Here is an 18,657-nt window from a genome sequence, read left to right on the forward strand (position 1 = left end):
TATTTCGGACTGGCCTTTAATGCTTGATTACAATTCGTTTTGCGCCGCCTGTGTGCGCGTGCCTTTTCTAAGGTTCACGATAACACTGGTAATGGCAATCACAATAACAATTGGCAGGAACCATCCCAGACCGCTGTTGTAGAACGGGAGCACCGATGCATAAAAATCGATGATCGCTTGCAGCCAAGAAGGATTTCCAACTCCCAGGGAAGCAGTTAATGTTTTTAATCCATCAATGATGCTGATCAGGAAAGTCACTGTGATGGCCGATACATAGACAAGACGGTCATGCTTGAACAATGGCGACAAAAATGCCAGCATGATCAGCGCAATAGCCAATGGGTACAAGAGCATCAAAATCGGAATGGAATACGTGATGATGTTAGACAACCCGGCATTAGCGACGATCAAAGAAAATGCTGTAAAAATGACAACATAAGCTTTATAGCTGATGCGCGGAGTAAGTTTGTTGAAAAACTCAGACGTTGCCACCGTTAACCCGATAGCTGTTGTCAAACAAGCCAACGTAATGATTAACGCGAGCAGCACCGCCCCAAAAGTTCCAAAATAATGAGATGAAGCTTCGCTTAATACCGGTCCGCCTGTCTCAAACAACCCAAACACGCCTGTGCTAGTTGCACCTAGATAGGCGATTCCTACATATACTAAAGCCAGCAAGCCTACAGCCACAACTCCGCTTTTCATAGTTGCTGATAAAATGCCTTGCGGTGACTTGATGCCCATTTTGCGTACTGTTGAAATAACAATGATTCCAAACACCAAGGAAGCAAGTGCATCCATTGTGTTGTATCCTTCCGTAAAGCCTTTCAAGAAGGCGCCGCTCGCATACACGTCCTGCGGAGCTCCCATCGTGCCTAAAGGTTTTACTATTACCATAACAAGCAATAACAGTAAAGCCAATAGAATAGCGGGCGATAGAAACTTCCCGATATTATCGACCATTTTAGATGGGTTTAACGACAGCCAAAGTGAAATCCCGAAAAACACAAGCGAGAAAACAAAAAGGCCCATAGTCATAAAACTTTCGCTGACAAATGGTGCGATTCCAATTTCATAGGCAACCGCCCCGGTTCTTGGAAACGCAAAAAATGGTCCAATCGTCAAATAAAGTACAGCTGTGAAAATCAATCCGAATAACGGATGAACCCGCCCAGCAAGATCTTGCAAATCATTGCTCTTGGAATAGCCGATCGCTAAAATGCCAAGCAATGGCAAGCCAGCTCCAGTAACTAAGAATCCTGCTACAGCTACCCACACATTTGTCCCTGCATATTGTCCAAGCTGCGCCGGAAAAATCAAATTGCCTGCCCCAAAAAATAAAGCAAACAACATCATTCCTACTACAGCATAAGATTTAAAGGATAATTTTGTATCCATCTTTCTTTTCCCCTTCCTTCATTCGCATATTGTTCTATTAACAAGAAAGCCAAATTAAAATTTTCAAATAATTCTTTCTTGTGCAAAACTTAATATGCAATATATCACAAATGTAATCATACATTATTTTCGGTTAAAAGCAACGATAAAATCTTCATTTTTTAAAAAAGTCTGCTTATTTCGGGAACAAAAACATTTTTATTACTTTTTTGAAATAATTTTAAATGAAGAAACTTCTTTAATAGGAAGAAAAATCCACAAAAAAAGGTTTGCCATTAAGGCAAACCTGCAATTTATCGTAATTGGAAGGGATAAAGCGCCATGCCGGCATCTGCAAACGCGCTTGTGCCGGTTACATAATCGGCTCTAGAAGACGCCAGCCAAGCACCCGCTGACGCAATCTGATCAGGATGGCCGATTTGCTTCGTCTGCCCCCTAAACGTTCGGATTTAATAACGGAGTGCTGCCACTGATTTGCTGATGCTCACTTGATCCATATCATAACCTTTCCATTTCAAGTAATGCTCCATGCCGCTCTTGGCAATATCCACATTATTCTTAGGCCCGATCGTGATATGGCTGATTGGCAGTTTTGTTTGAAAATCAACTGTAATATAAGGAATGATAACGCCATTTTGCGCACGGAATTGGACGTTCGGCTGTTCGTCGCTTTTCTGGCTCATCAAAGCTATCCGGTATTCTTCCTCGCTTTTGAATGCGGGGTCTTTGAAAAACACTGCACACGAGGCAATCAGGGAGAAAAAATGATCGGGCAGCGCTTTTTTTATTTCCTCTGTTTCATATGGTTCCACTAATTCATATGTTTTCAGCAGCAGCTCGATCAAGACCTCTTCCTGTTCTTTCCTGCCATACATCACGTATCCATGGAGCATAGGCCCACTGGAAAATCCGCTCACTTTTTGAAAAAGCTGCTCTGCGGAAAAACCGATATTGTAGCCTTCTCCTTTAGCGTAGTTATACCAAAGCGCGAGCGAGTCTTGCGAATGCGACAATGAAAAGATATAAACTTCAAATCCGTTGTCCTTTACCTCTTCCATGAACAGCCCCATAACCCTCACCAATTCCCGGATGTACAATCGCCATAAGGGCGTATGTTTTCGGTTTTCCAGCTTTTTTGCAACGAACTCCAGAACTTTTGAAAAATACACCAATTCACTTGAGTCATTCAAAAATGTTCCTTTACTCATCCATAACTGGTTAGTTTCCATCATTCCCATCAAACTCGGAAGGCCCGTGTAATGATAAAGGGTCTGCTCGGTTTCGTGCACTTTCCTGATTTGCTTCTCGACATTATCCCGGAACTGTTGTTCAAGCACTTCTGCTAATCCTATACCCTCCGCCATGCCGCAGCCCCTTTCCCAAAAGATAAGAAACCGTTTTTTCTATTTATTCCCGCTCGCCCTCTCTTCAAACAGCAATTTCAAATCAGATTGGCTGCGTCTCTTCGACCGGTTGGACAATTACAAATCCTTCTCCCTTGAACTCCATTTGAATGGATTCTCCACTGCCGCGGCCCACTAGCGTCCTGAAGCTTACATCGGTCCGAAATTCCGGTGTTAAGTTTCCGGACCAAGCCACTGTTGCATTAGGGTCTGTAATCACCGGTTCACCCGGCCGCACAAGCAGCGTCAACGGCTCATAGTGGGAGGTGATGGCGACTCTTCCCTTCCCCGACAAAGTTACGTTGAACAATCCGCCCGCCATCATTCCCGCGACTTTTTTCATCAACTTGATATCCCATGTCACACTAGATTCAAAAGCGAGTAAATCATTGCCGTTTACAGTAATCGACTCGTTGTCCAGATGGAAAATCGTGATTTTCTTTCCTTGGTCCGCCAAATACAAACGGCCCCGGCCTGTCGCCTTCATCAGCGGCGCCCCTTCACCTGTCAATGCCTTCTTGAACATCTGGCCAACCCCATGCTCAAACATGCGCTCCCGCTCAAATTTGATCTCGCCTGTATAAGAAATCATTGAACCTGCTTTTGCCCATACAAGATCCGCCAGATTCACTTCCAAAATCCGCGGTGTTTCCAGCTCAAAATAGTCGTTTTCCTGTTCATCCTGCTGTGTCTTCCGGATAAATTCCTCAAGTGTGTATTCGCCCATCCTATCTTCCTCCATTCTTTTTTTCCATACATACACATACGGACGGGAAACATCAAAAGTTTCAAAGCTTGTGAAGCAGGAAACTGTTTGCCCGAAATTCAAAAAGCTGGTGTTTTCTGCCAATCCAAATCCAACCATTACCGCTTTTCTCTCCTTTTGCTGTAAAATGAAAAGTGACAGAACGACTGTTTCAAATGAGGAATAGCCGTCCCTCCTTACGGGGAGACGGCTATTCCTTTTTATAATCTAACGCATATTAATGGAAGGCTGCGGTTGCACATGAAGTTCGTCATCATTTTCATCCAGATTATCATCTTGTATGGCTTTTACCTTGCGGGCGAAAGCATACGGACTATTTTTCACTTGCCACTCCCGGGAAGCATCATAGGCTTTCTTCTTTTGTTTGCCGCTTTGATGCTGAAAATTTACCCGCTTCGCTGGATCGAATCCGGGGCCCATTTTTTATTGGCGTTTTTATCGCTGTATTTTATTCCGGCGACAGTCGGTGCGATAGAATATGGAAATGTTTTTACCGGCAAAGGCGTCTGGCTCATCGCCATTGTATTGGTCAGCACATTGTTGACAATGGCGGTTTCCGGACTTTCCAGCCAATGGGCAAGCCGAGCAGCGGACCAAAGGAGGAACCGTTAAATGAATGTCATCCTTTTATCCTTCTTGTTCGCCGGACTGACCATCATCTTTTACTTGTTTCTTAACAGCTTGTATGTCAAATACCGCTGGACGCTCTTGACTCCCGTTTTAACGACCACCACGGCCCTCATCATTTTCCTGCTGCTGTTTGATATTCCATACGGGCAATACATGCTCGGCGGCAAGTGGATTGGTTCTCTTCTCGGTCCGGCGGTGGTGGCGCTAGCCGTTCCGCTCTACAAGCAACGGGATCTGCTGATTCAAAACCTATGGCCGGTAACTCTCGGGGTCACTGCTGGCGCTTTTGTCGGAATGCTCAGTGGTCTGCTCTTGGCAAAGATATTCCGGTTTTCAGAGGAACTCATCTTGACAGTCCTGCCAAAATCACTCACTTCCCCTGTAGCCATGCAGCTTGCCGAAGGCTTTGGCGGGATTTCATCATTAGCCGCAGTTTTTGTCATGGTCGCCGGTTTCAGCGGCGTCATTTTCGGCTCATGGCTGATGAAGCTGCTCGGCATCGATTCCTCAATCGGACGGGGCATCGGGCTTGGTTCATCTGCCCACGGCCTTGGGACAGCCATGGCATTCGAATACGGACCTAAAGATGGTTCGATGAGTTCGGTTGCCATGACCCTCTGCGCCGTTGTCGGTTCATTTCTCGGACCGGCTCTTGTATGGCTGTTCTTCTAGCTGTTAGAATGCCCGCTTTCTATTTTAGGAAGCAGGCATTTCCATTTCTTAGACAGCCTAAAATCAAGGACCGGAAATTCAAGAGGCCGCAAGAATCCACAAACGCCAAAGGCATTCATTCTTGAACTTGTTACATGACCTGCTGCCTGCTTTTTTAGCGTGGAGTTTTTTCTCTATGGTAATTACCGGCTTCTTCCGCCGCTCTTTTGTTAGAATTTTTCAACAAGAAAGTTAACCCAATTAACCCATTGCTCTCTGTTATTCTTAATGCTATGTTTTGGAAGGATTAAAAAATAGGGGGTACTACATTGAAGAACTTATTTAACAACCGGAGCCGCGCCTTGATTGCCGGGATTGCATCACTTGCTCTTTTAACCGCTTGCGGAAGTGAAAGCGATAACATGTCCGAGGAGCCGACAACTGAATGGGATCGCATTCAGGAAGAAGGCAAATTGACTGTCGCGACTTCCGGCACTCTTTATCCAACTTCTTACCGTGAAGAAGGAACAGATGAACTGACAGGTTTTGAAGTGGAAGTGGCAAAAGAAATCGGGAAGCGCTTAGAACTTGAAATTGAGTTCACTGAACTTGGGTTTGATGAAATGCTGACGTCTGTCCAGACAGGCCAAGTCGACATGGCAGCGAATGATATTGAAGTGACCGAAGACCGAAAAGAAAACTTCTTGTTTTCGACCCCTTTCAAATATTCTTATGGAACAGCGATTGTCCGCAAAGATGATTTATCAGGCATTGAAACACTGGAAGATCTGAAAGGCAAAAAAGCAGCCGGCGCCTCCACTTCCGTTTATATGGAAACCGCCCGCTCTTATGGAGCTGAAGAAGTTGTCTATGACAATGCAACAAACGAAACGTATTTGCGCGATGTAGCTATCGGCCGGACCGATGTCATCTTGAATGATTATTACCTGCAGACGCTGGCGCTTGCCGCGTTTCCAGAACTGAATATCACCATTCATCCTGACATCAAATACAGCCCGTCCGAAGTCGGTGTAGTAATGAACAAAGACAACACGGAACTGGCGGAAAACGTTAACCGTGTTATTGAGGAAATGATTGAAGACGGCACCGTAACCGAGATTTCAGGCGAATTTTTCAACGGCGCAGACGTTACGAAAAAAGTGGATATTGAAGAGTAGGAAACTTGAAAAAGAAGCTGACCCCTTGCGGACAGCTTCTTTTTCTTCATGGAGAACCCTTTTAGCACACAGAGAGCAGGCACTATTCTTATTTCGTTGGACTGTCCGGGACTCATACTCACTGGGGTTGCATTAGAACAAGCCTCCCAAACTTTTCCGCTAATCTCTTTTCCTCCCTTTTTTCCTTTCTCATGAATTGCCTGCATTGCCACTTTCGTTGCATAAAGCAAAGCTTTATACTGAATCTATAATCAGAATACTCAATGAATGAGGTGAGCAATTGGACTACTCTTTTTCCCCGCTTGGCGACCAGGCCATCGTAATTGAAGTCGGACAGGAAATAAGCGAAGAAGCACAAAATCAGGTTCGGACAGTTTCCCAGCTTCTCGAAAGCAGGCCGCCCCACTGGCTGGTGGAAATCATCCCCGCTTTTACAACCGTGGCGGTGTTTTACAATTCACTTTCCGCGGGGTATGAAACAGTGGAAGCCGAGCTGAAAGAACTGCTTCAACAAACGGAAGAAGTTGCGGCTTCGGAAGCTCGGACTGTAGAAATTCCCGTATGCTACGGCGGAGAGTTTGGGCCGGATTTGGCATTTGTCGCTGAGCATAACGGATTGGCGCCGGAAGAAGTTATCCGTATCCATACAAGCGGCACTTATTCGGTGCACATGATCGGATTTGCCCCCGGTTTCCCATTCATTGGCGGCATGTCCGAGAAAATTGCGGCGCCGCGGCGGGATTCCCCCCGCCTCCGCATACCGGAACGGACCGTTGGCATTGCCGGCAAACAAACCGGCATCTACCCCATCGAAACCCCCGGCGGCTGGCAGTTGATCGGCCGGACCCCAATGCGGTTGTTCCAGCCGGAAAACACGGTGCCAAGCTTGCTGCGGGCTGGCGATAAAATCGTTTTCAAGAAAATCACAGAAAGTGAATATCACGCATGGAAGGAGGAGGACGATGCTGAAAATTATTAAAAGCGGCCTTCAAACAACTGTGCAAGATTTGGGGCGTTACGGTTTCCAAAAATACGGGGTCATCGCAAGCGGGGCAATGGATCCCTACGCCCACCGATTGGCCAATTTGCTGGTCGGCAATGAAGAGAATGCTGCAACACTTGAAATTACGCTTGTCGGCCCTGTCATCGAATTTGAAAGGGACATCTTCATCGCTTTGTGCGGCGGCGATTTGTCCCCCAAAATTGACGGCAAAAAGGTGGATACTTGGCGGCCCCTCGCTGTAAAAGGCGGCAGCCGCTTGTCGTTCGGCGCCCCAATATCGGGATGCCGCTGTTATTTGGCCGTATCCGGCGGCATCTCCGTCCCTGAAGTGATGAACAGCCGATCCACTTACTTGCGGGCGGAAATCGGCGGTTTTCATGGAAGGGCGTTAAAAGCAGATGATCTGGTAGAAGCAAATCCTACACCCGCATGGCAGCTTGCAGCATTCGAAAAAGCTTCGTCTAAAGAAACGGACTGGAAAGTGCCTGCCCCGCACTATTCGGTTGAGCCTGTTGTCCGTATGATGAAGGGACGGCAATATGATTTGTTTGATGAAGAAAGCCAGGAAAATATCTTTGCTGATTTCTTTTTTGTATCTTCCAATTCAGACCGCATGGGCTATCGTTTGGAAGGAACACCGTTATCTCTCGAAGAGCCAGCAGAACTGATTTCTGAAGCGGTGGCGTTTGGATCCATCCAAGTACCCGCTGATGGCAATCCCATTGTCTTGCTTGCGGACCGCCAGACGACTGGCGGCTATCCTAAAATTGGCCAGGTCGCATCGGTCGACTTGCCGCTCGTCTCGCAACTCAAGCCAGGAGACCGTCTTCGCTTCGAGGAAATCACACTGGAAGAATCTCAGCGGCTATGGGCTGAACAAGAACAGAAAATTCGGCAATTGAGAATCAGCATCCAGTTGAAATGGGAGGAATGGAAATGAATTATAAAGTGGATTTGAACTGTGATATGGGGGAAAGTTTCGGTGCCTATACAATGGGGCATGACGCCGACATACTGGATTACGTGACGTCGGCGAATATTGCCTGCGGATTCCATGCAGGCGACCCCGCAACGATGCGCAAAACGGTGCAGCTGGCACTCGATAAAAACGTTGGCATCGGCGCTCACCCGGGCCTCCAGGACCTTGTCGGCTTCGGCCGGCGCAATATGGCAATTTCGCCTCAGGAAGCCTATGACCTCACCCTTTATCAAATCGGCGCTTTGTCCGGCTTTGTCCAGGCTGAAGGAGGCCGTTTGCAGCATGTAAAGGCACATGGCGCACTTTACAATATGGCCGCCAAAAATGCTTCGCTATCAGAAGCGATTGCTGAAGCGGTCTATAAAATCGATCCCGAATTGGTGCTCTTCGGCTTGTCCGGCAGTGAAATTATCAAAGCCGGGCGAAACATCGGGCTTCGCACCGCGAGCGAAGTGTTTTCAGATCGGACCTATCAACCTGACGCAACGTTGACGCCGCGAACACAATCGAACGCGTTGATCACCGACCCAAATACTGCGATTAGCCAAGTCGTGCGCATGGTAAAAGAAAACAAAGTCCAAACGGTTGAAAATGAAGATATTGAAATTCAGGCGGATACCATCTGCATTCATGGCGACGGCGCCACCGCACTCGATTTTGCAGTTGAAATCTCCAAAACGCTTCGCGGTACAGGCATTGACGTATTGAAAGTAAGTGAATTCATGTAATTACTTTATGGAAGGAGTGTGGACAGCATGAAAAATACAAACCGCAGCATTCTGCTCGGCGCCGCTTTTCTTATGGCGACTTCAGCTATTGGACCAGGGTTCCTGACCCAGACAACCGTCTTTACCGAATCGCTTCTTGCCTCATTCGGCTTTGTTATTTTAATTTCTATTCTTATCGATATTGGTGCACAGACGAACATTTGGCGAATCATCGCTGTGTCAGGAAAACGGGCGCAAGATATTGCAAATGACGTCTTGCCCGGCCTCGGATATTTCTTGGCCCTATTGGTTGTGATGGGCGGGCTCGCCTTCAATATTGGAAACATAGGCGGCGCCGGCCTTGGAACAAATGTGCTTTTCGGTATATCCCCAAGGACCGGTGCCCTTCTTAGCGGAGCCTTGGCCATCGGTATTTTTGTCGTAAAAGAGGCCGGCAAAGCGATGGACCGCTTTGCGCAAATACTCGGTTTTGTCATGATCGGCTTGACTGTGTACGTCATGATTGTCTCACAGCCTCCTGTTGGGGAAGCCATTGTTAAAACCTTCGCACCGGATACCATCGATATTTTTGCTATCGTTACTTTGGTCGGCGGAACGGTCGGCGGATATATCACATTTGCAGGCGGGCATCGCTTGATTGATGCAGGACTGACCGGCAAAGCCGCGCTTCCGGAAGTGACGCGCAGTTCTATTTATGCCATCGGCATCGCTTCCCTTATGCGAATTATCTTGTTCTTGGCCGTTCTTGGTGTCGTATCCCAGGGGTTGCCGCTTGATCCGGCCAATCCTCCAGCTTCAGTGTTCCAACTGGCAGCCGGGAATATTGGCTATAAGATTTTCGGTGTCGTTATGTGGGCCGCTGCCGTTACATCGGTTGTCGGGGCAGCATATACGTCGGTTTCATTTATCCGTACATTCAGCCCGGCATTGGAAAAGTACCACCGGTTGCTGACAATCAGCTTTATCGTCATTTCCACTGCCGTTTTTGCCACTATCGGCCAGCCGGTTCTGATTCTTGTTCTTGTGGGATCATTGAATGGTTTGATTTTGCCGATTGCCCTCGGAGTTATGTTGGTAGCTGCACACAAGGCAAAAATTGTCGGCGATTATAAGCACCCTTTATGGATGACCATAATCGGGGCCATCATTGTGATTGCCATGGCATGGATGGGCATTTACACTCTTTCCAACGGAATCCCTCAACTTTTTGAGTGAAAGGAAAACTTCCAAGGGCAGCAGCTTTTCTGTTCTTGGAGGTTTCATTACAAAAGCTAAACGCAGAATAGGACGGGCTTTAAGTGAAACAGAAATCTTACCGGCATTATATGGCTCAGCTTTTTATGATGGCAATTTCTTTTATTGGATGGGCAGTTGCGGCTTTCCTGCTGCTTCACCTTCCGGTGATCACCGAACCGTTTGAATTGGTTTTTTTACTGGCGTTCATCTTTATTTGCGAGTACTTTCCAATGCCTTTCCGAAAAGGCAATTCTTCTCTTACTTTTCCAGTCGTTTATCTGACGTACTTGATCTATGGAATTGAAATTGCCTTCATTCTGTATTTTATTGCTGTATTAGCAACAACTTTGTTGAATCAGCGGCCGGTGCGCATCATTTTCTTCAATCCTGCCCAGCTGGCGCTCAGTTTAGGGATAGCCCACCTTGCGAAAAGTTGGTCAATGCAATTTGGGGATTTATCTGAACCGGCAGCAATAGTTTCTTCGTTCTTATTTTTTCTCTGCTCTTTTTACATCTTCAACAACTTCATTGTAGATATTGTATTGCTTCTGAGGCCTGAAAAATATACGCTGCCCATTTGGCTTGAAAAAGGAAGAGGTGAACTGTTCAGCTTTGCCATCTCGCTGGTTTATGGAGTTCTTCTTCACTTTTTGGGGAATCAAAACCGTGCCGTTGAAGTGGATATTTTTACTTATTTTTTCTTTTTATCTCCTTTAATTTTCCTTGCTATCATCAGTTCCATTATTATTAAGCTGCGGGCTGACAAACAAAGGTTGAAGGCATTGTTCCATTTTTCCTCTGAATTGAACAAGCTGATTCCTGTCAAGGACTGGGAAGATGGGCTTAAACGGCTGATTACCGGCGTTGTTTCTTATGATGAAAGTTTTTTGTTCACGCGCGACGAGAAAGGCAAATGGTATTTGGCGATTTCAGAAGGCAGCCTCCACCTTAGCCAGCATCAATTACAAGAACTTGAAGCGTTGAACAAGATCCGTTCATTACAGGTCTATAACAAACAAACTTTGAATCAGGCGCCTCTAGCCGCTTATTTTGATAAAACCATCCAATCAGCCGTGTATGCTCCCCTTGTTTTAGAGGATCAACAGATTGGCTGTTTGGTTATGGCAAAGACCCGCACTAATAGTTTCATTGTGGAAGATGTTCACTCTATAGCTACTATAGCCAACCAGCTGGCGATATTCCTGAAAACCCAGCTGCTGTTTTCCGAAAAAGAACAGCGGCTTTTATTGGAAGAGCGCAACCGGATCGCACACGATATCCACGATGGCATTGCGCAGACTTTAGCGGGTGCCATCATGAAATATGACACGGCGTCCAAAAAAATCTATTCCCATCCGGCGGAAGCTCAATCGCTTATCAACGACAGCAACCATACACTTAGGGAAGGGCTAAAGGAAATCAGGGATTCGATTTATGCGCTGCGCCCCTATCCTACTGAACAGTTGGGTTTGCACCTGGCGATAAAGAAAAAAATTGCAGACCTTAAAGAAAATCAGGAATTAGCGCTTTCCATATCTTTTGAAAGCCAAGGAGTCCAAGATAAAATGAGCTTGATGACAGAAAAAGTGATTTTTTCGATTGTTCAGGAAAGCATCCAAAATTGCATCAAGCACGCAAATGCTTCGCGACTCGATATTTTGCTGGCTTACCAGCCAGACCATATCTTTTTAAGGATCAAAGACAACGGCATCGGCTTTTCGCTGTATCAAGCAATGACAAGAGCCATGAAAGAACCGCATTACGGCATTCTTCAAATGAATGAAGATGCGGAAAAAGTGAACGCCAGTTTCCAGATCGAAAGCAAGGAAAAAGAAGGCACCGAAATTATGGTCAAAATCCCCGCAGAGGGATTCAAAGGAGGATAACTGGTTTGATAGAAGTGGTTTTAGTAGATGATCACGCAATATTGCGCGATGGCCTGAAAACCCTTATCGCACAAGAAAGTGATATGGAAGTGGTCGGGGAAGCGACAGGAAGCCGGCAATTGATGGAAATGCTGCCGAACAAAAAACCCAACGTGATTATGATGGACATCAATATGCCAGAGATGAATGGAATTGAATTGACAAAGTGGGTGAAAAGCAATTATCCTTCCATTAAAATCGTTATATTGACGATGTACAAAAACGATGAGTATTTTATGGCAGCCATTCGGGAAGGCGCAGATGGCTACTTATTGAAAGACTCCCCTTCAGCGGATGTCATTTCAGCCATTCGGACCGTAAGCAATGGAGAATCCGTCATTCCGCCAATGATGACCAAAAAATTGCTGTCTCTTCATCAAACTGAAAATCAGACAGAAGATAATGCATTGTCCCCACGGGAAATGGAAGTTCTTCTAGGATTGGTCGAAGGCTTATCAAACAAAGAAATCGCAGACCGCCTTTATATTAGTGATAAAACCGTAAAAATCCATGTGAGCAACATTTTCAAAAAGCTGAATGTGAAAAGCCGGTCTCAAGCCATAATTTATGCTGTACAGAATCAACTAGTCCCTCTCCTTTAAGCAAAAGGCGTCCTCCGATACTACTTAAGTAGTATCGGAGGACGCCTTTTTACGTAGTGAGAATATGGCTGATGCCTAATAGCGCAAGGAAGAGATTCATGCCAAGATAAAATAGATTTACTATTCTAATAAAAGGGCGGGTTTTTAATGAAGAAACAATGGAGTTTAATAAGCATCTTTTGTTTGATATTCAGCCTCATTTTCACATCGTTGCCATCCAGCCAGCATCATGCAGCTGCCTCTGAAGGCGCAATTATTGATGAGAAATTAAAAGAAATGCTGCAGGAGGCTTCAGGGCCTGTTGAAGCGATCATCACATTTAAAGACATCGAACCAGAGAAGAAAAACCAGCTTCTTTTGCTCCAAAATTTAGGGATTGCAAATGGGGTAGTATTTCAAAACCTTCCATTTATCGGGGCTTTATTGACGAAAGAACAAATCTCGAAACTTTCAATGGAAGAAAGCATTCAATCCGTTTATTACAACGCTCCTTTACAATATGAAAATGAAACCTCGACAGCTATAACAGGCGTTGACCGCGTGCGGGAAGATAGCGAGTTTCAATCCGCTAATGGCGGATTCCCGTTAACCGGAAAAAACATTGGTGTAGTGATCAATGATAGCGGTGTTGACGGAACCCATAAAGATCATGAACTCGGCCGCAATCTGAAGCAAAATGTTCTAGCCAGCACAAACTTGAACAGCACCGTTGGATTCGTTCCCATCACTTATTTGGAAAACGTGCCTAACACCGACTCATCTTCCGGCCACGGCACCCACGTTGCAGGCATTGTCGGCGGCACAGGAGCCATGTCCGGCGGAAAATACGAAGGAGCTGCACCAGGCGCTGACTTGATAGGCTATGGCTCTGGAGCAGCCGTGGCAATTTTGGATACAATCGGCGGGTTTGACTATGCCCTTACCCACCAGCATCAATACAATATTCACGTAATTACCAATTCATGGGGCGATACAAGTGATTCAAATACAGATTTTGACCCGAACCATCCGATCAATATCGCGACAAAAAAATTATATGACCGCGGAATCACAACAGTCTTTTCTGCAGGAAATTCCGGTCCTGGAGAATCGACCATTTCCGGCAATTACAAAAAAGCCCCTTGGGTTGTCACTGTTGCAGCCGGAGATCAACACAAAAAATTAGCCGATTTTTCTTCTAGAGGAGTAAAAGACAAAGGCGGCACTGTAACTATTGACGGTGAAACGTTCCGATGGACAGATCAGCCAACTATAACCGCACCCGGAGTAGACGTTATTTCTACACGCGTCCTTTCCCCGCTTGCGCCTTTGAGTTTGCAAAAAGATTCAAGCAGCATTTCACCGGCTCATTTGCCGTATTACACAACGTTCAGCGGAACTTCGATGGCTGCACCTCACGTTGCCGGCATCATTGCTTTGCTGCTTGAAACTGACCCGACTCTGTCGCCTTCAGAAATCAAAACAGTATTGCAGCAAAGCGCAACTCCGATGGACGGATACGCAGCATGGGAAGTCGGCGCTGGCTATGTGAATGCTTACGAGGCTGTTACCATGATAAAAGATTTGGCTGCTTCAGAATCTTCAAAATAAGGACCCAGTTTACCCGCCCTACAGGGGTGGGTAAACTTTTTTCTCAAAAATACTGCATTGGTAGTAATCATGTTAGTTCCTTTGTTTATCAAGATACTTCTTAAGAGGAATAGGAAAAATTATGATTCCATTCAATAATAAAAGTATAAGTTTTCAAATTATTATGAAAAGAGGATGAGGAATGAAAAAACTTTTGTTGAGCATTATGATGATCTTCTTGATTTTCCCTGCTTTTTCTACTGCCTATGCCACTGATGTGGTTTCCACTGGCAAGACAGTAGTAGAAGAAAAAGTATGGTCAGCTTTTGAAGAAAAAGACTTGGCCCAGGTTATTGTCACTTTCCGCGGGGATCAAAAACCGACAGAAGCGCAATTGGCATTCATAGAAAAGCTTGGCATCCAGTCAGCGGTTTCTATGCAAAGCCTGCCGATTGTAGGCGCTGTCGCCACAAAACAGCAAGTAGAGCAATTGGCTCAACAGGAAGATGTTCAATCTGTTTATTTGAACGAAAAGTTAAGCTATTTCAACTCTGATGCTACAGCTATGACGGGTGTAGACAAAGCACAAGCAGATGCTGGATTCCAGAAGCAAAATGGCGGCTTCCCTGTTTCCGGAAAAGGTGTCGGTGTAGTCATCAACGATAGCGGGGTTGATGGGACGCACAAAGACCATGAATTTGGAAAAAATCTGGTTCAGAACGTTTTGGGGACTACAAATCTGCAAGGAACAGGAATCCTCCCGATTTCTTATACAGAAAATGTGATTAATACAGATACGAATTCAGGCCATGGAACACACGTTGCAGGTACTGTCGGCGGTACGGGAGCTTTGTCAGGAGGCAAATATGCAGGCGCTGCTCCTGGCGCTGATTTGATCGGTTATGGATCAGGAGGCGCTCTTTTCATCCTGGATGGCATTGGCGGATTTGACTATGCAATCACGCATCAAAGAGAATATAATATCCGTGTCATTACAAACTCATGGGGCTCTTCTGGCAATTTCGATCCAAATGATCCGATCAATATCGCCAGTAAAAAAGCACATGACCGGGGCATCGTAGTTTTATTTGCTGCAGGAAATTCCGGTCCCGGAGAAGATACGCATAACCCGTATGCAAAAGCGCCTTGGGTCATTTCTGTGGGCGCCGGTGAAAAAGACGGGACACTAGCAGACTTTTCTTCCAGAGGAACAAAAGGTGTGGGCGGAACATTTGAAATGGACGGGGAAACTTGGACATGGGAAGACGCTCCGACCGTAGTGGCGCCTGGTGTTGATATCGTCTCTACCCGTACGGTTTCACCAGTTACTTCTTTGGCGGCGGAACAGGATGCGGCAACACTTGATCCAGCTCACTTGCCTTATTACACGACAATGAGCGGAACTTCCATGGCTACTCCACACGTAGCAGGCATTGCCGCGTTGCTTTTAGAAGCGGATCCTTCACTTTCGCCTGATGAGATCAAAAGCACATTGCAGCAAACGGCAACAAACATGCCAGGCTATGAAACATGGGAAGTTGGTTCAGGCTATGTGAATGCCTACGCAGCATTGGATGCTGTATTCAACGGAAATGTATACGGCGCTACATTGAACAGCACAAAAGATTTCAATGGAAACGTTACTACAGATACAACACGTGAGGATTTTGCAGTGGACTATACCGTTTCCGCAAGCACGCAGCACAGCTTTACAGTAGAACCCGGAACATCGATCGTTTCTGCAAAAGCAAATGCTGCCGGACTGATTGAACAAACTGGAAATCCAGTAAACTTGGTTCTCATTGCCCCAGACGGCACGGAATTCAGTTCAGGAATCAGCTTGTTATTTCCTACAGCATATGACCGGACTGTCATTGTCAACAGCCCGGCTCCAGGTGAATGGAAGTTGGAAGTCCGCGGCCTGAAAGGCCATGCAGCCAATCCTATTGGGTTGGCTCTGCCAGAAACAGTGAAAGGGTCACTTGCATTTACGACCACAGGGGAGATTACAGGCTTGTCCGATATTGCCGGACATCCTGCAGAAGCAGCTATCGTCATGGGCATTGAAAACAGATTGTTTGATTCTTACGCGAACGGCACATTCAAGCCTGATTCAAAATTGACAAGAGTGGATCTAGCGAACTATTTGGTCATGGGTGCTGAAATTCGCCAAGCTTTGCCAAAGACCGCAAGCTTTACGGATGTTTCAGAAGCAGTTCGTCCATTTGCGGAAGCTGTTGCCGCTAAAGGCGCAGCTTTCAGAGATTACCAGCAAACCGCCAAAGGTGTTATGCTGCCCGCAGCAAACGGCTCTTTCAACCCTAAAGGGACTGTTACAAGAGCTGAATTGGCTTACTCGCTAGTCCAAAGTTTAGGGCTTCAAGAACAAGCCGAAGCTTTTGAAGGCGATGTAACTGTCCAGTACAAAGACGAGCGGGTGGTTGTGAAAGATCAAGGAACCATTCCGGCCCACTTGAAAGGCTATGTCCAAGTGGCACTCGATTTGAATATCTTGAATGCGAAATTCTCGGTCACCCAAGGGACATATGATTTGTCTCCTACAGTAGAAGCATCGTTTTCTCCCGCGCAACAAGTAACACGCGGAGACTTTGCAGTTGCGTTCAGCCGACATTATGGTGCCTTTTTCGCTAAGTAACTGAATGGGAAAACCCTCTGCCTATTGGGCAGGGGGTTTTCCCATTCATCTCTATTTCCAGAAGCTTTTGCGGTCTTTTAACTTCTTCGAAATCAAGTCGGTTACTTGAAGTAAATACTCAGGGCTATGCGGAACCAAATCGTTCGTCGTGATGGTTTTTCCTGCCGCTGTTTTCCGTCCGTCTTCTGCCACTCCAAACCCTTCAACAGCTATTTTCTTTTCCAAGCCTCGGCACAACTTATAGAAATCTTGAAAATCCGCAGTTACAACTCCTGATACTTCTTCTTTTTGCAGCTTGTACAGCGTTTCAATAGTTGTTTCTGCATTGTATAAAAAAACATGGCACCGTTCATTGTCAAAGAATCCATTTTCATGAATCTGATCTTTAATGACGCCAATTGAAATCAGTTCTTCAAAAGATACGGCAATTCCAAGCTCTTCCTCGATTTCCCGTACACCATCCCCTATCGTTTCATCCGACAGAATATGTCCCGCTGCCGTGATATCGAACAAACCCGGAAAATCCTTTTTGTCTTTGCTCCGCAACTGCAGATGGATGGTATCTCTGCCCTGCTTTCTGCCAACAAACCAGCAGTGGAATGTTTCATGCTAATAGCCTTCTTTATGAACTTCCTGGCGCGTAGCCACTTTAAGAAAAACGCCCTCTTTATCGCATACGTTTATTTTTTCAGCTTCCATCCCCTTGTCTCCCCTCTCAAGCAAAAAACCGGCAATCATATGCCGGTTTTCCTCAATTCCTTTATCTTCATCCTACCCAGACCGTTACACGGTTTCTCCCCATTTTCTTGGATTGGTAGAGCGCTTGGTCTGCTTCTTCGATGATTTGTTCCAGCGTTTTACCGCTTCCTGAGAAACTGACACCCAGTGAAATGGTCAAATCCCCTTCCGGCTGCTGTTCTTCGCCTTCAAATCGATAGTCTTGGACGTTTTTACGAAATCGCTCCGCAGCCGCTTTTACATTCTCCTCATCTGAAGCTCCCGAATAACAGAGAATGAATTCTTCGCCTCCGTACCTGGCAATAACATCATTTTTTCCGGCGGCCTCTTTCAACAGCTGGCCCAATGTCCTTAATACCGCATCCCCTTTTTGATGCCCATGGGTATCGTTGTATGTTTTAAAATAATCCACATCAAACATCACAATGGAAACCGGCTCATCTTTCATCAAAAGCTTTTGCACCCTGTTCTTGAAAAACCGGATATTCGGCAAATGAGTCATCGGATCTTGATTGGATAGGAATTCCAGTTCTTTCCTCAACAACAGCTTACGGTTTTCTTCATTCAGCATCAACGCCATTGACAATGCGGCAATCGCCGCAAAGATGAACATTACAGCAGCGATAAATGGAGTGATTGGTGTACTCAGCAAGAAAGCCACGGTTTTGATCATTTCAAACAAAATAAAACCTGCCATCATACGCTTCAGATTGATGAGCACAAGCAATGGATTGGCCGGTTTTTTGACGTGGAACAAAGCGCCGATGATAACCGGAAGGATAATCGATTGAAGGGTTCCTTCCAATACCGTCGGCCCACCCAAGTAAATGCGGTAAATCGCCGGAAGGATACTTGAGAGAATCCCAACTTTCCACCCGCCTATATAGGAAATGAAAAACAGCGGGACTTCCCGCAAATCAATCCGCATGCCCTCATGAAAAAAAGGATGGTACATGACGGAGAACGTTAAAAAATTTATAAAAAGCGCATAGCCCACAAACAATATAGCGGGGTTCTTCTTATCAAGCGAAAGTGATTCTTTGACCCTTAAAGCCATATACATCAAGGCAATAATAAGCGCCATGTTCTCCAGAAAGAAAAAAAGTAATTTATCATCCATTGATCAACAATCCCCTTCAACCCGTTCAAACGCTTGCCAAAGAGTAGGATCTAGATGGCATGCTAATATGTAATT

At 45.8% G+C, this 18,657-nt stretch carries 15 protein-coding genes and 1 pseudogene; 11 read left to right on the forward strand and 5 right to left on the reverse strand.

Annotated elements, in window-relative coordinates; genetic code table 11:
* Positions 1 to 27 precede the first annotated feature (27 nt).
* The 3 genes from brnQ to FQV30_RS15565 form a co-directional block, all read right to left on the reverse strand.
* A complete protein-coding gene (brnQ, locus tag FQV30_RS15550) occupies positions 28 to 1,398 on the reverse strand; it encodes a branched-chain amino acid transport system II carrier protein (RefSeq protein ID WP_146501064.1) in 1,371 nt (456 codons plus the stop codon).
* 449 nt (positions 1,399 to 1,847) lie between these two features.
* Positions 1,848 to 2,762: a DUF2971 domain-containing protein gene (locus FQV30_RS15560; protein WP_146501065.1), complete on the reverse strand. Its 915-nt coding sequence runs from the start codon at positions 2,760 to 2,762 to the stop codon at positions 1,848 to 1,850.
* A gap of 82 nt (positions 2,763 to 2,844) precedes the next feature.
* Positions 2,845 to 3,528 carry an AIM24 family protein gene (locus FQV30_RS15565; RefSeq protein WP_146501066.1) on the reverse strand — a complete coding sequence of 228 codons (684 nt, stop codon included), beginning with the start codon at positions 3,526 to 3,528 and terminating at the stop codon, positions 2,845 to 2,847.
* A gap of 279 nt (positions 3,529 to 3,807) precedes the next feature.
* On the opposite strand from FQV30_RS15565, the gene FQV30_RS15570 reads away from it, so the two are divergent.
* The 11 genes from FQV30_RS15570 to FQV30_RS15620 all read left to right on the forward strand — a co-directional run bounded on the left by FQV30_RS15570 (position 3,808) and on the right by FQV30_RS15620 (position 16,724).
* Positions 3,808 to 4,179 carry a CidA/LrgA family protein gene (locus FQV30_RS15570; RefSeq protein WP_146501067.1) on the forward strand — a complete coding sequence of 124 codons (372 nt, stop codon included), beginning with the start codon at positions 3,808 to 3,810 and terminating at the stop codon, positions 4,177 to 4,179.
* Positions 4,180 to 4,869 carry an LrgB family protein gene (locus tag FQV30_RS15575; RefSeq protein WP_146501068.1) on the forward strand — a complete coding sequence of 230 codons (690 nt, stop codon included), beginning with the start codon at positions 4,180 to 4,182 and terminating at the stop codon, positions 4,867 to 4,869.
* A 308-nt stretch (positions 4,870 to 5,177) separates the two neighbouring features.
* Complete coding sequence (locus FQV30_RS15580) at positions 5,178 to 6,026, forward strand: transporter substrate-binding domain-containing protein (RefSeq protein ID WP_146501069.1); 849 nt, start codon at positions 5,178 to 5,180, stop codon at positions 6,024 to 6,026.
* 280 nt (positions 6,027 to 6,306) lie between these two features.
* The gene (pxpB, locus tag FQV30_RS15585; protein ID WP_146501070.1) at positions 6,307 to 7,005 is read left to right on the forward strand and encodes a 5-oxoprolinase subunit PxpB; all 699 of its coding nucleotides are present in this window, start codon (positions 6,307 to 6,309) and stop codon (positions 7,003 to 7,005) included.
* Complete coding sequence (locus FQV30_RS15590) at positions 6,989 to 7,969, forward strand: 5-oxoprolinase subunit C family protein (protein ID WP_146501071.1); 981 nt, start codon at positions 6,989 to 6,991, stop codon at positions 7,967 to 7,969. The genes pxpB and FQV30_RS15590 overlap by 17 nt, the downstream gene beginning before the upstream one ends.
* Positions 7,966 to 8,736, forward strand: a complete 771-nt coding sequence (locus FQV30_RS15595) for a LamB/YcsF family protein (protein WP_146501072.1) — start codon at positions 7,966 to 7,968, stop codon at positions 8,734 to 8,736. The genes FQV30_RS15590 and FQV30_RS15595 overlap by 4 nt, the downstream gene beginning before the upstream one ends.
* Positions 8,737 to 8,763: 27 nt before the next feature.
* On the forward strand, positions 8,764 to 9,951 hold the full coding sequence (locus tag FQV30_RS15600) for an NRAMP family divalent metal transporter (protein ID WP_146501073.1): 1,188 nt from the start codon (positions 8,764 to 8,766) through the stop codon (positions 9,949 to 9,951).
* 83 nt (positions 9,952 to 10,034) lie between these two features.
* Complete coding sequence (locus FQV30_RS15605) at positions 10,035 to 11,858, forward strand: sensor histidine kinase (RefSeq protein ID WP_255473496.1); 1,824 nt, start codon at positions 10,035 to 10,037, stop codon at positions 11,856 to 11,858.
* A gap of 5 nt (positions 11,859 to 11,863) precedes the next feature.
* Entirely contained in the window at positions 11,864 to 12,499 is a 636-nt protein-coding gene (locus FQV30_RS15610) for a response regulator (protein WP_146501074.1), read from the forward strand.
* Positions 12,500 to 12,646: 147 nt separating this feature from the next.
* Entirely contained in the window at positions 12,647 to 14,089 is a 1,443-nt protein-coding gene (locus FQV30_RS15615) for a S8 family serine peptidase (RefSeq protein WP_146501075.1), read from the forward strand.
* Positions 14,090 to 14,270: 181 nt separating this feature from the next.
* Positions 14,271 to 16,724, forward strand: coding sequence for a S8 family serine peptidase (locus tag FQV30_RS15620; RefSeq protein ID WP_146501076.1), 2,454 nt, complete (start codon positions 14,271 to 14,273; stop codon positions 16,722 to 16,724).
* 51 nt (positions 16,725 to 16,775) lie between these two features.
* Here the strand turns inward: FQV30_RS15620 and FQV30_RS15625 are convergent.
* Both FQV30_RS15625 and FQV30_RS15630 read right to left on the reverse strand, forming a co-directional pair.
* Positions 16,776 to 17,297, reverse strand: a pseudogene (locus FQV30_RS15625) (NUDIX hydrolase); the annotation flags it as partial.
* Positions 17,298 to 17,490: 193 nt separating this feature from the next.
* Positions 17,491 to 18,582, reverse strand: a complete 1,092-nt coding sequence (locus FQV30_RS15630) for a GGDEF domain-containing protein (protein ID WP_146501078.1) — start codon at positions 18,580 to 18,582, stop codon at positions 17,491 to 17,493.
* Positions 18,583 to 18,657 lie beyond the last annotated feature (75 nt).

Origin of the sequence: Planomicrobium sp. CPCC 101110 (assembly GCF_007859395.1) — a bacterium.
In the GTDB taxonomy this organism is placed as follows: domain Bacteria; phylum Bacillota; class Bacilli; order Bacillales_A; family Planococcaceae; genus Planococcus.

What these genes read in the sequence shown, in the direction of transcription:
- FQV30_RS15565 (WP_146501066.1), bottom strand. Translation starts at nt 3,528, where the DNA reads ATGGGCGAATACACACTTGAGGAATTTATCCGGAAGACACAGCAGGAT.
- FQV30_RS15615 (WP_146501075.1), top strand. Translation starts at nt 12,647, where the DNA reads ATGAAGAAACAATGGAGTTTAATAAGCATCTTTTGTTTGATATTCAGC.
- FQV30_RS15570 (WP_146501067.1), top strand. Translation starts at nt 3,808, where the DNA reads ATGAAGTTCGTCATCATTTTCATCCAGATTATCATCTTGTATGGCTTT.
- FQV30_RS15560 (WP_146501065.1), bottom strand. Translation starts at nt 2,762, where the DNA reads ATGGCGGAGGGTATAGGATTAGCAGAAGTGCTTGAACAACAGTTCCGG.
- FQV30_RS15595 (WP_146501072.1), top strand. Translation starts at nt 7,966, where the DNA reads ATGAATTATAAAGTGGATTTGAACTGTGATATGGGGGAAAGTTTCGGT.
- FQV30_RS15590 (WP_146501071.1), top strand. Translation starts at nt 6,989, where the DNA reads ATGCTGAAAATTATTAAAAGCGGCCTTCAAACAACTGTGCAAGATTTG.
- FQV30_RS15600 (WP_146501073.1), top strand. Translation starts at nt 8,764, where the DNA reads ATGAAAAATACAAACCGCAGCATTCTGCTCGGCGCCGCTTTTCTTATG.
- FQV30_RS15620 (WP_146501076.1), top strand. Translation starts at nt 14,271, where the DNA reads ATGAAAAAACTTTTGTTGAGCATTATGATGATCTTCTTGATTTTCCCT.
- FQV30_RS15630 (WP_146501078.1), bottom strand. Translation starts at nt 18,582, where the DNA reads ATGGATGATAAATTACTTTTTTTCTTTCTGGAGAACATGGCGCTTATT.
- FQV30_RS15575 (WP_146501068.1), top strand. Translation starts at nt 4,180, where the DNA reads ATGAATGTCATCCTTTTATCCTTCTTGTTCGCCGGACTGACCATCATC.
- brnQ (WP_146501064.1), bottom strand. Translation starts at nt 1,398, where the DNA reads ATGGATACAAAATTATCCTTTAAATCTTATGCTGTAGTAGGAATGATG.